This window comes from Gordonia sp. IEGM753 (genome assembly GCF_050321825.1).
In the GTDB taxonomy this organism is placed as follows: domain Bacteria; phylum Pseudomonadota; class Gammaproteobacteria; order Pseudomonadales; family Pseudomonadaceae; genus Aquipseudomonas.
This window is the reverse complement of the sequence record NZ_JBNQGB010000009.1, coordinates 54,462-67,734: the sequence shown is the minus strand read 5'-3', so window position 1 is coordinate 67,734 and position 13,273 is coordinate 54,462. Positions and strand designations below refer to the sequence as shown.

13 protein-coding genes are annotated in these 13,273 nt (G+C 58.8%); 3 read left to right on the top strand and 10 right to left on the bottom strand.

Annotated features, from left to right (window positions below; translation table 11 throughout):
• Positions 1 to 25: 25 nt before the first annotated feature.
• The 10 genes from ACQR3R_RS28735 to ACQR3R_RS28690 form a co-directional block, all read right to left on the bottom strand.
• Positions 26 to 1,081: an AI-2E family transporter gene (locus ACQR3R_RS28735; protein ID WP_428277798.1), complete on the bottom strand. Its 1,056-nt coding sequence runs from the start codon at positions 1,079 to 1,081 to the stop codon at positions 26 to 28.
• A gap of 69 nt (positions 1,082 to 1,150) precedes the next feature.
• Positions 1,151 to 1,957: a DUF4892 domain-containing protein gene (locus ACQR3R_RS28730; RefSeq protein ID WP_428277796.1), complete on the bottom strand. Its 807-nt coding sequence runs from the start codon at positions 1,955 to 1,957 to the stop codon at positions 1,151 to 1,153.
• Between the two features lie 8 nt (positions 1,958 to 1,965).
• Positions 1,966 to 2,127 carry a hypothetical protein gene (locus ACQR3R_RS28725; protein ID WP_428277794.1) on the bottom strand — a complete coding sequence of 54 codons (162 nt, stop codon included), beginning with the start codon at positions 2,125 to 2,127 and terminating at the stop codon, positions 1,966 to 1,968.
• Between the two features lie 50 nt (positions 2,128 to 2,177).
• Positions 2,178 to 3,032 (bottom strand): alpha/beta fold hydrolase, encoded by an 855-nt coding sequence (locus tag ACQR3R_RS28720; protein ID WP_428277792.1) that lies wholly within the window; start codon positions 3,030 to 3,032, stop codon positions 2,178 to 2,180.
• The gene (locus ACQR3R_RS28715) at positions 3,029 to 3,835 is read right to left on the bottom strand and encodes an alpha/beta fold hydrolase (protein WP_428277790.1); all 807 of its coding nucleotides are present in this window, start codon (positions 3,833 to 3,835) and stop codon (positions 3,029 to 3,031) included. The genes ACQR3R_RS28720 and ACQR3R_RS28715 overlap by 4 nt, the downstream gene beginning before the upstream one ends.
• Positions 3,836 to 3,940: 105 nt before the next feature.
• On the bottom strand, positions 3,941 to 4,384 hold the full coding sequence (locus tag ACQR3R_RS28710) for a hotdog fold thioesterase (RefSeq protein ID WP_428277788.1): 444 nt from the start codon (positions 4,382 to 4,384) through the stop codon (positions 3,941 to 3,943).
• Between the two features lie 32 nt (positions 4,385 to 4,416).
• Positions 4,417 to 6,084, bottom strand: a complete 1,668-nt coding sequence (locus tag ACQR3R_RS28705; RefSeq protein ID WP_428277786.1) for an AMP-binding protein — start codon at positions 6,082 to 6,084, stop codon at positions 4,417 to 4,419.
• A gap of 113 nt (positions 6,085 to 6,197) precedes the next feature.
• On the bottom strand, positions 6,198 to 6,650 hold the full coding sequence (sixA, locus tag ACQR3R_RS28700) for a phosphohistidine phosphatase SixA (RefSeq protein WP_428277784.1): 453 nt from the start codon (positions 6,648 to 6,650) through the stop codon (positions 6,198 to 6,200).
• On the bottom strand, positions 6,647 to 6,994 hold the full coding sequence (locus ACQR3R_RS28695; protein WP_428277782.1) for a DUF4389 domain-containing protein: 348 nt from the start codon (positions 6,992 to 6,994) through the stop codon (positions 6,647 to 6,649). Before ACQR3R_RS28695 ends, sixA begins: the two co-directional genes overlap by 4 nt.
• 18 nt (positions 6,995 to 7,012) lie before the next feature.
• Entirely contained in the window at positions 7,013 to 8,038 is a 1,026-nt protein-coding gene (locus ACQR3R_RS28690; protein ID WP_428277780.1) for an NAD(P)H-dependent glycerol-3-phosphate dehydrogenase, read from the bottom strand.
• Between the two features lie 196 nt (positions 8,039 to 8,234).
• Here ACQR3R_RS28690 and ACQR3R_RS28685 point away from each other — a divergent pair, with 196 nt between their 5' ends.
• The 3 genes from ACQR3R_RS28685 to ACQR3R_RS28675 are packed head-to-tail and all read left to right on the top strand — an operon-like array spanning position 8,235 to position 13,190.
• Positions 8,235 to 10,358: a TonB-dependent receptor domain-containing protein gene (locus ACQR3R_RS28685; RefSeq protein ID WP_428277778.1), complete on the top strand. Its 2,124-nt coding sequence runs from the start codon at positions 8,235 to 8,237 to the stop codon at positions 10,356 to 10,358.
• Position 10,359: 1 nt separating this feature from the next.
• The gene (locus ACQR3R_RS28680) at positions 10,360 to 11,292 is read left to right on the top strand and encodes an ABC transporter substrate-binding protein (protein ID WP_428277776.1); all 933 of its coding nucleotides are present in this window, start codon (positions 10,360 to 10,362) and stop codon (positions 11,290 to 11,292) included.
• Positions 11,289 to 13,190, top strand: a complete 1,902-nt coding sequence (locus ACQR3R_RS28675; protein WP_428277774.1) for an ATP-binding protein — start codon at positions 11,289 to 11,291, stop codon at positions 13,188 to 13,190. The genes ACQR3R_RS28680 and ACQR3R_RS28675 overlap by 4 nt, the downstream gene beginning before the upstream one ends.
• Positions 13,191 to 13,273 lie beyond the last annotated feature (83 nt).

Here is a 13,273-nt window from a genome sequence, read left to right as displayed (position 1 = left end):
GAGGGTTTTCGCCTGGTAGATCGCTTTATGGACGGCGATCTTCAACCCGCGCCTGGCTTTTGCTCCAGTCGGTCAACAAGCTATACGCAACGGCGAGCAACGTCGGGCCGATGAACAAGCCGATAAAACCGAACGCAATCAACCCGCCAAACACCCCCAACAACACAATCACCAACGGTAAATTGCCGCCGCGACTGATCAGGTAAGGTTTAAGCACGTTGTCGACACCGCTGATAATGAACGTGCCCCAGATACCGAGGAACACTGCCATCCCGTACTCACCTTTCCACGCCAGCCACGCCGTTGCCGGAATCCACACCAACGGCGGCCCCATGGGGATCAGGCTTAACAGGAAGGTCACAATCCCGAGTACCAATGCACCGGGCACGCCGGCAATCAAAAAGCCGATCAGTGCCAGCACCGCTTGAGCGGCCGCTGTACCGATCACGCCATTGACCACGCGCTGCACGGTACCGGCCACGAGCTCGATGTAATACCCGGCACGGTCGCCGATCAGTCGCTCCAGCAAGCTATGGACAAACGCGGCCAGCCGCGGCCCGTCACGGTAGAAAAAGAACACGAACACGATACTCAAGGTCAGTTCGAGAATACCGCCGCCAATCTGCGCACTGCGCGCCAGCAACCAGTTACCGACTTGCCCCAGATAAGGTTTGACCGCCAGCATCATCGCCGCGCCCTGCTCGTCGATGCTGTTCCACACACCGACCAGGCGTTCGCCGACCAAGGGAATACCGCCCAACCAGGACGGCGCTTCCGGCAGGCCATCGACCTGAATGTCCTTGATCAGCACGGTCGCATCTCGCACATGATCCGCCAGGTTGAAGCCCAGCCACACCAGCGGCACCGCCACCAGCAACATCCAGCCTAAAGTGAGTAATGCCGCCGCTAGCGATTCACGACCGTTCAGCCAGCGGGTCAGCAAACGCATCAGCGGCCAACTGGCAAACGCCAGCACCGCCCCCCAGAACAATGCCGACCAGAACGGCGCCATCACCCAGAAGCTCGCGCCAAACAGCACCAGGAGCAGGATCTGCACCAACAGCCGATCGTTATTGAGCATGTAATGTCTCGAAAAAGTGTGTTCGCAAAAGAGTAGGCGAACGCGCCAGGCGCGTTCACCAGGTGAAGCTTATCGCAATAGTTCGATGTGCAGGCCTGTGCCTTCGACACTGCCGGTTTCCATCCGCGCCGCGCGCACGCCCTGAGCGATCAGGGCCTGGCGCCAAGCCTCGGCTTTGGTACCGGTAAGACTGATGCGCAACGTGGTGTCCAGGTTAAGACCACGAGAAATCAGTCGCAGCCAGGTGTCATCCGGATCAGCGAGCAACTTGGGAAAGTCGAGTTTCCCGGTGCTTTTGAGTTGGCGCAGCAGTGTGGCGGAGGTCGGTTGGAGGTCGCCCAGCGGCGCAGCAGCCTCGAACTGCTCGACGTGCAGGTAGGCTTTGCGATTGCCGCGAGTAATGCTGTAGAGCGCTAACAGGGTGTCGTCGTGAGGTGCCGCCAGGCGCAGCAGCAAGTATGCCTGCTGATCGTCGGCGCCATACAACTTGGCATTACCGAACACTTCATTGGCCCACAGGCTACTCTCGCCGCAATCACGGGCCTGGCACCAGAACAGCAGTTCGGCGCCCTGCGCCTGCAAGGCTTCGCGAGCCGCCGTGAAGGCGTCATTGGAGGAATGTTCGGCAGGCAGTTCGTAGGTTACAGCGGTGGTTTGCCCACGGGCGCTGACCTGGCCATCGAAGCGTAACTGGCCGCTTATCTTGCGGATCGAACCCATCGGATAGATTCGCTCGAGTTCGGTTGAGGGACGATAATCGACGATTTGTGCGTCGGTCATACGCGGCAGGATCGTCAAGTCCTGACTGCCCGGTACATCGGCGGCGAATATCAGAGGACTGAAGCAGCACAGCGCCATGAAGCTGAGTGATCGCATGGGAAGACTCATCGGATGGACATGGCCTGGGCACCTTTGGAGAAGTCAGCAGACTCCTGTTCCTTTTTGTCGAAACCCTGCGCGTGCCCTGTAAAAGGCAGACCGGATTTCTCGAGCACGATAGAGACCTGGTGGCCATTCGGGGTCGCAGCGGTGTAGAGATCTATCATGGTTGTCTCCCATTTCAACCCGCCCAGCCTCGACAGTTGACCGGCGCAAGTCAAGGAGCGGCGAAGAACCGATTGAAACAGTCTGCGACAAGATCGGCGCCGGCCTCGTCATTCAAGTGCAAATGATGGCCTCCTGGCAGCTGTTCATGGCTAAAGGGTAGACGCTCCAGCAACTCTGAGTGTTTAGCCAGCATGCCGTTGGCTGCGACCACCAATGTGGCAGGGCAACTGACACGCTGAACGAAGGACATTGCCTGCTCGGTTGTAAGACGCACCGGCGATGGCAGTGTGAGTCGATTGTCGGTGCGCCAGGTATAACCGCCCGGCACCGGCATCAAACCGCGCTGGGCCAACAACTCGGCGGCCTCGCGACTGACCGCCACCAGGCCTTTCATGCGCGCCTCGATAGCGCGGTCGAGTGTGCTGTAGACCGGTTTGCGCTTCTCCCGCAGATCCAGTTGCGCCTGCAGGGCCATGCCCATCCGTTCGGCAGCATTTTCTGCTTTGTCTGTAGGAGGAATGATGCCGTCGATCAACGCCAGGTGGGTGACACGCTCAGGCATCGCCCCGGCAATGATCACTGACGCGATCGCCCCCATCGAATGCCCCATCAGTGCAAAGCGCTTCAAACCCAGTTGCTCGGCGACTTGCAGTACATCGTGGGCATAGTCCCACATCGCGTAACCGGCGCCGGGCGGACGATGCCCCGAATGACCGTGACCGGCCATGTCCAGTGCAATGACGCGCAAGCCCTTGAGCTTCGGCGCCAGCCTGGCAAAGCTGTTGGCGTTGTCCAGCCAGCCGTGCAAGGCAATCACCGGCAAACCGTTTTCCGGGCCGAACAAATGCGCGGCCAGTTCAATGTGCGGCAGACTCAGGCGGACTTCTTCGACGACGTTGCTCATGCACAATCCTGTTGGCGACGACCTTCCCAGCGGCTGAACAGTGCTTTGAGCAGCGCGGCAGTATCGTGTGGGCGTTCCAGCGGAAACATGTGCCCGCCCGGCATACTCAGCGACTCGCCCAACGGCATGCGCCCTACCGAACGGGTGTGATGGGGCATGACAACGCGACTCTTGTGCCCGCGAACCACGGCCAGCGGCACTTTCAATTGCCGAGCGCGGCCTGGGCTGGTGTGCGGGACGCCACGATAAATGCTGATTTCGGTTGCGGGATCAAAACGCAGCCGCAACGTGTCGCCGACCTTGTGCAAACCATGCTGAAGGTAGGCGTCGAAACATTCCGGATCAAAACCACGAAACAGCGTTTTGCCAGCGAAATACAACCGCGCGGCGTCCAGGTCAGTGAACTCTTCACGACGACCCAGAGTGCGGCCTGCCGGGGTCAGTCGATCAATAAAACCGAAACGTTTGGCAGCACGGATGACCCATTGATCAGCCCGTGTCAGCACTGGCGAATCAAGCATGACCACGCCGCGATAAAGCTCTGGGCACCGTAGCGCTGCATGCAAGTGCAGCACGCCGCCCAAGGAATGGCCGACGCCCCACACCGGTTCTGGCTGCTGCTCAAGGTGATGAATCAGCTCGTCAACCAGGTTGTGCCAGTTATCGTCTGCCGGAAATCGCGGGTCATGGGCGTGTTGCTGCAAATGGGCGACCTGATACTCAGGCGCTAACGCCGCGAACAACTTGCCGTAAGTCCCCGAAGGAAAACCGTTGGCGTGGGCGAAAAATATTTGCTGCGACATAACCGACGAATCCATGAGCGAGAACAGGCGTTGATTGTCCGTAACATGACGTTCAACAACAATGACCATAACTACCAGCAATAGTGGTACTCGCTATCAACGGGATCAACGCGCAGGAGGGTTTTCACCCAACGGCACCACCGCCATGGTCAATCGCGATACACAACTGGCCTTGCCTTCATCGCTGCTCAAACGAATGTCCCAGACATGCGTGGTGCGGCCGATGTGAATCGCCTTGGCCACCGCCGTCACTCGCCCGCTGCGCAAACCGCGTAAATGGTTGGCGTTGATCTCAAGCCCCACGCAATAGAATTTACTGGCGTCGATGCACAGATAACTGGCCATCGAGCCTACGCTTTCGGCCAGTACCACCGAGGCACCGCCGTGTAGCAAACCGTACGGCTGATGCGTGCGGTGGTCGATGACCATGCTCGCCGTCAGGGACTCTTCATCGAAGGTTTCAAAGCGAATATCCAGCACTTCGCCAATAGTGTTTTTCTGGATTGCATTGAGCTGCTCAATGTTGGGTGTGGTGCGCCACAAACTCATCGCCGATGTCCTTTGTTGGTTTTATGCCTGATTCAATCCTGCCACAGCACCGCTTCACTGCGCTCGCTCCATTCTTCAAACCGGGCGCCGTAAGCCGCTTCAATCACGTTACGCTTGATTTTCAACGTCGGTGTGAGGAAGCCGTTCTCCACCGCCCAACTGTCCTTGACCACCACCAGACGCCGCAAACGCTCATGTTTATCCAGCGCGGCGTTGACGTCTTCCAGCAGTTTTTCCAGGCTTGAATGCAAGCCTGCCCTGGCCGTCCCGCTTGCGTCCTGCTGCCCGACTGCAGACAACACACACAGGCCCAACGGCGCGCTCAGCCCGTCCCCGACCACACACACTTGCTCGATACGCGAATGCACCGCCAGACGATTCTCGATCGGGGCCGGGGCCACGTATTTGCCTTTGCTGGTTTTGAAAATCTCTTTTAGCCGGCCGGTCAGGCGCAGGTTGCCTTCGGCGTCTTGTTCACCTTTGTCCCCTGTGCGCAAAAAACCGTCATCGGTCAGGGTTTCGGCGGTTTTTTCAGGCTCTTTGAAATAACCGAGCATGGTCGCGCCGCTGCGCACCAGCACCTCGCCGGACGGTTCAAAACGCACTTCAACTTCAGGACACGGCGTGCCGATCCAACCCGGCTTATTCTGGCCTGGCAGGCAAATGTGCGAGTAACCGCAGCTTTCTGTCATGCCGTAAACCTCCAGCACATCCAGCCCCAACTTGCGGTACCACAGCAACAACGTCTGCGGCACTGGAGCAGCGCCGGACAAGGCAATACGCAATGCATCCAGCCCCAGCCCCGCAAGCACTTTACGGCCTACACGCTTGCCGATGAACGGAAGCCCAAGCAGAAAATCGAGGCGCTCTTGCGGAATTTTGCTGTACACGCCCATCTGGAATTTGGTCCAGATACGCGGCACGCCAAACAGCGCTGTCGGCCGAGCGCGCTGTAAATCGGTGATAAAGGTGTCGAGGCTCTCGGCGAAAAACACCGTTTGCCCGGTGTAGATAGAAGCCAACTCGACAAACATGCGCTCGGCCACATGGCACAACGGCAAATAACTCAGCAACCGATCCGACTCATTCAAACCAAACAACTGAGTGCCACGGGATGCCGCAAACCCAAGGTTGCCGAAACTGTGCATCACGCCTTTGGGCATGCCCGTGGTGCCGGAGGTGTAAATGATGGTTGCCAACTGGTCGGCGGACGGCTTGGGGTCATCCTGGATGGGCGAGCTTGCTTGCAAATCATCCCAACTGAAATCGAAGCTGCCGGAGGGGTGCAGCGGCAGGCTGATGGTCGGCAGGTCAGGCCGCACACCGCGTGACATGCCCGGCCAGTCATCGAGCTTGCCGATAAACGCCAGTGCCGCTTCCGAGTGTTCGAGTACTTGGGCGACGGTGTCGGCCGTAAGGTTTGGGTACAACGGCACCGACACATGCCCGGCCATCCAGATCGCCAGGTCGGCGATGATCCAGTGCGCGCAGTTTTTCGAAATAAGCGCGATGTGGCTGCCTTGCGGCAGTTCCCGCGCTCGCAACCAGTGAGCGGCGCAGCGAGCCTGATGACCGACATCGGCCCAGGTCAGCGTTTCGACCTGACCGCCACCCACCGGCTGAACCAAAAAGCGTTGGCGTGGATGCCGGGCTTCACGCTCGTAGAAAACGTCCAGCGGCAAACGGAAGGCGGCAGACATGCGACTCGCTCCTGTATTTTTGTTCTGGAGCAAGCGTAGTCAACCAAGCAAGTGCTTGGTTGACTATTTCACACAAAAAAACAGGTTCGGCGCACAGCCCTTTTACAACAGGATCAAGGGTGCTTGATGCCGTTGAGTTTCATGGCACCGGCCAGTGGCAAATCCCCTTCAAGCTCTGCAAGGCCCGCAGTTTTCACGGCTTCGGGCTGCTGCACATGACCGTGTTGCAGATAGCCCAATAGATTGCCCACCAACGGGTTGTGGCTCACCAACAGCGCGTAATCCACGGACACCAATTGTTCCGCCACCGCTTGCGGGCGATTGTCGGGCGTTAGCCACTCGACCGTGCGAATGTCCGGCTCGAAGCCCAGGGCCTCACGCACCAGTTGCGCTGTCTGCTGCGCCCGCAAGTAAGGGCTGGCATAGATTGCGCTGATCGGCTGGCCGATCAACTCGGCGGCGCTGCGTAGCGCTTCCTCCCGGCCATGAGCAGTCAACGCCCGCTCAGAATCAGGCTTCGAACCGTAGGGTTCGGCTTCACCGTGACGCAACACCCAGAGTTTCATAGCTTGGGCTCCTCATCGCGGACCGGATGCGGCGCCGCTGCCACGACGTGCGGTGCCTCACCTTCTGGAGTACGCGGCGTTGGCCAGTCCGCGAACGGCCAGGGTTTCTGGTCGCTATGAAAGGTGCCAAACCGGCCGATCTGCGCCAGAAACTGGCTCAGGCTGTCGCCAAAGTTCATCAGGCTGGCGCTCGGCGCACCGTAGATCAATCGGTAGATCAGCTGCACCAGTACCACCGCACCGAGGATGAATTGGGCCACTTGCCAAACCAGCAAGTAAATAATCATCCACAACACACGCAGCAGGATGGATTCGTACCTGGCTTCTGTTTTCGGATCGTTCATGTCTAGCCCTCCTGATGCCTAGTTGAAACCACTGGTGGAAATAAAATCGACGTCGGTTTTCGGCTCGCCGCGCATCAACAACTCGATGACCTGGTTCAGCGTGCGCCCTTCGAACAGAATCGCGTGCAACCCGGCGACCAGCGGCATGTAGACGCCCGCCTCCGCAGCTTTGGCCTTGAGTACCTTCAGCGTGTTCACCCCTTCGGCAACTTCCCCCAACCGCGTGACCGCATCGTCCAGGCTCAACCCCTGGCCCAAGGCGAACCCGACCTGATAGTTGCGACTTTTGGCCGACGAACACGTAACGATCAAATCACCCACACCCGCCAGACCGAGGAACGTCATCGGATTAGCGCCCTGATTCACCGCGAAGCGCGTCATTTCCGCCAGTGCCCGGGTGATCAGCATGCTCTTGGTGTTTTCACCCATGCCGAGCGCCACCGCCATGCCGGCGATGATCGCGTAGACGTTTTTAAGCGCACCGCCCAGTTCAACGCCGTAGCGATCTGCACTGGCGTACACGCGAAAGGTGCGGCCATGCAGCGCGGCCTGAACGCGCTCACACAGTTCTTCATCTTCGCTGGCGACCACCGTGGCCGTCAGCGCGTGCTCGGCGATTTCACGGGCCAGATTCGGCCCCGACAGCACGCCAATTCGCGCTTGCGGGGCAATCTCCTCGAGAATTTCGCTCATCAATTTGAACGTGTGGGCTTCAATACCTTTGGTCAGGCTGACGAGTAACTTGCCGCTCAAGCGTTCGGCCTGCGGCACCAGCACCGAGCGCAACGCACTCGACGGCAGCGCGACGAAGCACAGGTCACAGGCATCCAGCGTGGCTTGCAGGTCTGTCACTGCTTCGACGGCCGGCAGAATCTTGATGCCCTTGAGGTAGCGCGGGTTCTCGCGATTGACGCGAATGGCTTCCGCTTGTTCGGGGTCACGCATCCATTGCCGAACCTGATGCCCGTTCTCGGCCAACAGATTAGCCACGGCGGTACCAAAACTTCCGCCTCCCAGGACCGCAATCGGGCGCTGTTCAGTCATATGCAATCCGTTAATCCATACCAGTGGCGATGTCGGCATTATACGGAGCGGCCCGGTGGCGGCCAGCCCCGGCAACAATTACCGGCACTTGTAGAAAGAAGACCCACAAAACCCTGGAAAATGCCGGCATCGTCAATGGAAAAATTGCCCAGCTCGGTTAACATGCGCGCCAATTGCTCGCTATCAAGGATGTGTCGTGTCTTTTGGGTTCCGGTCGTCTCGTTCGCCGCTGTTTCTGGCGCTGGCTTTCAGCTCGCCATTATTGGCCGACGACTTGTTCCTGGACACCCAATCGCTACCACAGGTACTGACCGCCACACGGCTGAAGCAATCACCCGCTGCGGTGCCGGGCAGCATGACGGTGATCGATCGCGAACTGATCACTGCCAGCGGTACGCGAGACATCAGCGAGTTGCTGCGGCTGGTACCGGGAATGATGGTTGGCAACATCAGCGGCAATCAGGCGACGGTTAACTACCACGGCACCAACGCCATGCAGGCACGGCGCATGCAAGTGCTGATCGATGGTCGCTCGGTATACCGCGCAGGCCTGGCTACGGTGAACTGGAGTGACATTCCGGTGGCCATGGAGGACATCGAACGCATCGAAGTATTTCGCGGCCCGAACACCGTCAGCTATGGCGCGAATGCGCTGATGGCGGTGGTCAATATCATCACGCGCAACCCGGCAGACAGCCATGGCACCCGACTTAAAGTCACCCGGGGCCAGCGCGGCATCAACGATTTTTACGCAAGCCAGGGCACAGGGTGGGACGGAGGCGATATGCGCTTGTCGTTGTCCGGCCAGCAGGACGACGGATTCGACTCCGACCGCAACGGCGCCGATTTCCGCGACAGTCGTCGGCTTAACCGATTTAACCTCGCGGTAAGTCAGGCACTGGATGAACGGCAAAGCATCGATTGGCAGTTAAACGCCAAGGATGGCACCAATCAGCGACCGTACGCCTACCAACCGGTGTTTTCCGGGATCACCTACTCAGGCAACGATTCCGATGTCACTGCCAGGAACTACGCGGGATCGGTGCGCTGGAACCTCGACATCAATCCTGAGCACAGCCTTTACATCCAGGCCTCGGCCCAACACTGGGATCGTCAGCAGACGTGGCGCGCGTGCGATGCCGAAGTTTCTTTCAGCCCGCAACTGAGCAACCTCTGGCAGCTTGATCCGAACTACACCGAACGCCTGGCGCGCAATATCGACCGTTATAGCGGCGCCGGTGCTCCCCCGGGAGACCCGACGCAGCGCACATTGGCCAATCAAGTGCTGGAACAATGGAACAACGGCGCGCGACAAGCCGTGTGCGGCGATATCGACCAAAGCACCCGCGAGACGCGCTACGACGTAGAGCTGCAGGACACCATGAGCCTGTCCGATAGTCTGCGGCTGGTCAGCGCCATGAACTATCGTTACGACCGGGCAGACTCCGAGACCTACTTCAATGGCACGCTCGACGACACCACTTGGCGCACGTTCGGCCAACTCGAATGGCGCGCCACCGAGCATTGGCTGTTGCAGGGCGGTGCGATGTTCGAAAACACGCAAATGACCGGCAGCTCACTGACACCCAGGGTCGCGGTCAACTACCTGATCAACCCGCGCCATGGTCTGCGCGCCGTCTACTCGGAAGCAATCCGCTCGCCGGACCTGTTCGAAAACAGCGTCAACTGGAATTACCGCGTGACCAAGCTGCAGCCCAGCGCCTATGGCCAGCGCAGTGCCCGCTATTTCGTCAGAACGCGTGGGCCTGGCAATCTTGAGCAAGAACACATGCGCTCGCGCGAGCTCGGCTATAACGGCTACTTCAATGACTGGGGTCTGGCGGTCGACGTAAAGCTGTTCCATGACGAAATTACCGGAATGATCAGCGAACCGCTGCGCAATAATCAGTACATCGCCAGCAACTCGAACACGTCGCGATTTTCGGGGGCAGAAACCCAGTTTGACTGGAAGGTCAGCCGCGTAGATCGCTTGCGCCTGACTTACGCTTACGTCGATGCCGACGCAAGCAATGCCCTGGATAAAAAGCAAACCGCGCGTAACAGTGGTTCGGCCGGTTGGTTGCGAAACTGGGGCCATGGTTGGCACAGCGGCCTCTTCTACTACGGCGACGATGCTCTCAACGGCTACCGCTTTGAACGACTCGACTCACGCATTGCCAAGCAAATCGGTTTGGGCAAAGCGTCCCTTGAGTTGGCGGGAAACCTGCAGCAACGCCTCGACAATCAACCCACCACTTTCGTTGACAACAATTACGACTCGCGCCGGGTTCTGTACTTCAGCGCGGAGTTGACCTTTTAAGATGCCGGGTTGCCTGCCACGCCCACTGCCAAGCCTTGGCCAACTGCTGGCCGGGTTGTACCTGGCACTCATCGGCTTGCTGTTCAGCCTGCCGGCAAATGCTGCCGACATTTTGCTGACCAGTGCGCAGGACAGTCCAGGTGTGCAGTCATTCGTCAGCGCGCTACGCGCAATGCGTCCCGCTGACAGCGTGCAGTTTCAGCTGCTGTCGAGCCTGCCGATGCCGGATAAGCTGCGGCCCGGCACACGCCTCATTTTGCTCGATCTACCCAGCCTCGACTGGCGCCTGCAAGAGACCCAAGGCCCGCCAACCCTGGTATTGCGCATCAGTCGCTTGCAAGCTCGCCAGCGCTTTGGCGCCACAGTCCCCTTACGCCTGAGCTTGCTTTGGAGCGACCCGCCGCTCGACCGACAACTGCGCCTGATCCGCCTGATATTGCCGCAGGCCCGACGAATTGGGGTGCTTTACGATGGCCACAGCGAATTCCTGTTGAAAGAGCTGCAAATGGTCGCTCTGCCGCTGAACCTCGAAGTGGTCGCCGGGCGCTGGGACAACACCAGCGATAGCCGCCCCTTGCAGGCGTTGCTCAAGAACAGTGACGTGCTACTGGGTCTGGACGATCCGGACCTGTACAACCCTAAAACCGCAAAAAACCTGTTGCTCAGCAGTTATGCTCGACAGCTTGCCCTGATCGGCCCTAACGCGGCATTCGTCAAGGCCGGTAGCCTGGCCAGCACCTACAGCGATCAAAGCGACTGGCTGGCGATACTCGACGAGTTGCTCGACCGGCCCCCGGCAGGTTGGCCGCGCACGCTCTACCCGAAGCACTTCAAAGTATCCAGCAATCTGCAAGTGGCCCGTTCATTAGGGATTGAACAGATGAATGAAGCTTCCATTGCAAGACAGTTGGCCGAAGGAGAAAGCCGCCCATGACTTTCCGTCGTCGCTGGGACATCAACACCCGCACGCAAATCATCAGCCTCGGTCCTGCCCTGCTGCTGACGCTGCTGTTGATCAGTTTCTTTACCTTCGTACGGATTCAGGACCTGCGACAAGAGCTCAATCACACCGGCCAGCTGATTGCCAATCAACTGGCGCCTGCCACCGAGTACGGTGTGATTTCGGGCAATAACGAAGTTCTTGAAAGCTTGCTCAAGGCCACGCTCGCCACCCCCAACGTACGTTTTCTGGAAGTACAGGACAGCGCCAACCGCATATTGGTTTACGTCGAACAACCTTCTGAAACCCATAGCCGTTCGCAACAAGTCGAAGTGTTCCAGGCTCCGGTGCGTTTGCAACGCATCGCGCTCAACAATGATTTTTTCCAGGACAGCCACTTGCTCAAGACGAGCGCTGGCGAAGATTACCTGGGCCGCGTGATCGTCGGTTTGTCGAATGACGCCTTCAGCCAACGCCAACAGGAAATCCTGTTCAAGGCTGCGATCCTGGCGTTGTTCGCGCTGCTATTTACCTTTCTGGTGGCCCGGCGCCTGGCAGTGGGGTTTTCCAAACCCATCCGCGACATCGGTAATGCGGTCAAGGCGATTCAGGAAGGCGATTACAAAACACCGCTGCCGATCGTCGACGACACCGAACTCGGGGCGCTCTCGCAACATATCAACAATCTTGCCAGTGGCCTGGAACAGGCCAGCCGCGAACAGCATCAGGCAATGGCGCAATTGATTCAGACCCGCGAAGAAGCGGAAAAGGCCAACAACGCCAAGTCGGATTTCCTGGCAATGATGAGCCACGAATTGCGCACGCCAATGAATGGCGTGCTGGGCATGCTGCAATTGCTGGAAACCACGGCAATGACCGAGGAGCAGGTCGAATACGCGGCACTGGCCTCGGAATCCACCGAACACTTGCTGAAGGTCATCAACGACATTCTCGATTTTTCGCGTATCGAGCGTTCGGAACTGGAGCTTGAACACATTCCGTTCAACCTCGCGGACCTGATCGGCACCTGCGCCCAGTCGTTCCAGCACAACGCTGCGCAACGCGGCCTCGACCTGGCATTGATGATCCCCGAAGACATGCGCGCGTTGCAGGTCCAGGGCGATCCGACGCGAATCAGGCAAATATTGGTCAACCTGATCGGTAACGCCCTGAAATTCACTGAGCAAGGACGTGTCAGCATCGAACCGCAATGGCAGTCGCTGGATCACGAACTGCTGTGGTTCACCTGCACCGTTCGCGATAGCGGCATCGGGATTTCAGCGCAAAGCCTGGAGTTGATGTTCAATGCCTTCCAACAGGCCGACAGTTCTATTTCAAGGCGTTACGGTGGCACTGGATTAGGCCTGCCGATTGCCCGCACGCTGGCGGAGCGGATGGGTGGCACCCTGCGCGCACAAAGCGAAGAAGGCCTGGGTTCAGTGTTCACGCTGGAAATCCCGCTGGCTCTGTATAAGCAGAAACTGCCCGTGGTCACCCCCAAAGCACCCGCCGGCAACAGCGATGGCGAGGGACGCAACGTGTTGCTGGTGGAAGACAACCCGGTGAACCAGACGGTGATCGAAGCCATGCTGCGCAGCTTGGGCTTTACCGTCAGCGTCGCGGTCGACGGCGCGCAAGCAGTGCGCAGCGCCGAAAGTCTGATTTTCGAAGCGATATTAATGGATTGCCGTTTGCCGATCATCGATGGCTATGAAGCCACCCGGCAGATTCGACAATTGCCCGGTTGCGCCGACTTGCCAATCATTGCGCTGACTGCCAATGCCTTACAGGGTGACCGGGAGGCCTGCCTCGCGGCGGGGATGAACGATTACCTGGCCAAGCCGTTCAAACGCGCCGATCTGCAGCAAATTCTGCTGCGTTGGGTGCAGTAGTACAGGCCTTTCGACCATCTGCGACTGGCGTGAAAGGCGAAAGTGCGGCAGTCTTAGGCACCCGAACAGGCCCGAAAAGGGGC

Bases quoted from the DNA above. Each gene is read 5' to 3' on its own strand.
- ACQR3R_RS28720 (WP_428277792.1), bottom strand. From the start codon at position 3,032: ATGAGCAACGTCGTCGAAGAAGTCCGCCTGAGTCTGCCGCACATTGAA.
- ACQR3R_RS28695 (WP_428277782.1), bottom strand. From the start codon at position 6,994: ATGAACGATCCGAAAACAGAAGCCAGGTACGAATCCATCCTGCTGCGT.
- ACQR3R_RS28710 (WP_428277788.1), bottom strand. From the start codon at position 4,384: ATGAGTTTGTGGCGCACCACACCCAACATTGAGCAGCTCAATGCAATC.
- ACQR3R_RS28675 (WP_428277774.1), top strand. From the start codon at position 11,289: ATGACTTTCCGTCGTCGCTGGGACATCAACACCCGCACGCAAATCATC.
- ACQR3R_RS28680 (WP_428277776.1), top strand. From the start codon at position 10,360: ATGCCGGGTTGCCTGCCACGCCCACTGCCAAGCCTTGGCCAACTGCTG.
- ACQR3R_RS28705 (WP_428277786.1), bottom strand. From the start codon at position 6,084: ATGTCTGCCGCCTTCCGTTTGCCGCTGGACGTTTTCTACGAGCGTGAA.
- sixA (WP_428277784.1), bottom strand. From the start codon at position 6,650: ATGAAACTCTGGGTGTTGCGTCACGGTGAAGCCGAACCCTACGGTTCG.
- ACQR3R_RS28690 (WP_428277780.1), bottom strand. From the start codon at position 8,038: ATGACTGAACAGCGCCCGATTGCGGTCCTGGGAGGCGGAAGTTTTGGT.
- ACQR3R_RS28735 (WP_428277798.1), bottom strand. From the start codon at position 1,081: ATGCTCAATAACGATCGGCTGTTGGTGCAGATCCTGCTCCTGGTGCTG.
- ACQR3R_RS28715 (WP_428277790.1), bottom strand. From the start codon at position 3,835: ATGTCGCAGCAAATATTTTTCGCCCACGCCAACGGTTTTCCTTCGGGG.
- ACQR3R_RS28730 (WP_428277796.1), bottom strand. From the start codon at position 1,957: ATGCGATCACTCAGCTTCATGGCGCTGTGCTGCTTCAGTCCTCTGATA.
- ACQR3R_RS28725 (WP_428277794.1), bottom strand. From the start codon at position 2,127: ATGATAGATCTCTACACCGCTGCGACCCCGAATGGCCACCAGGTCTCT.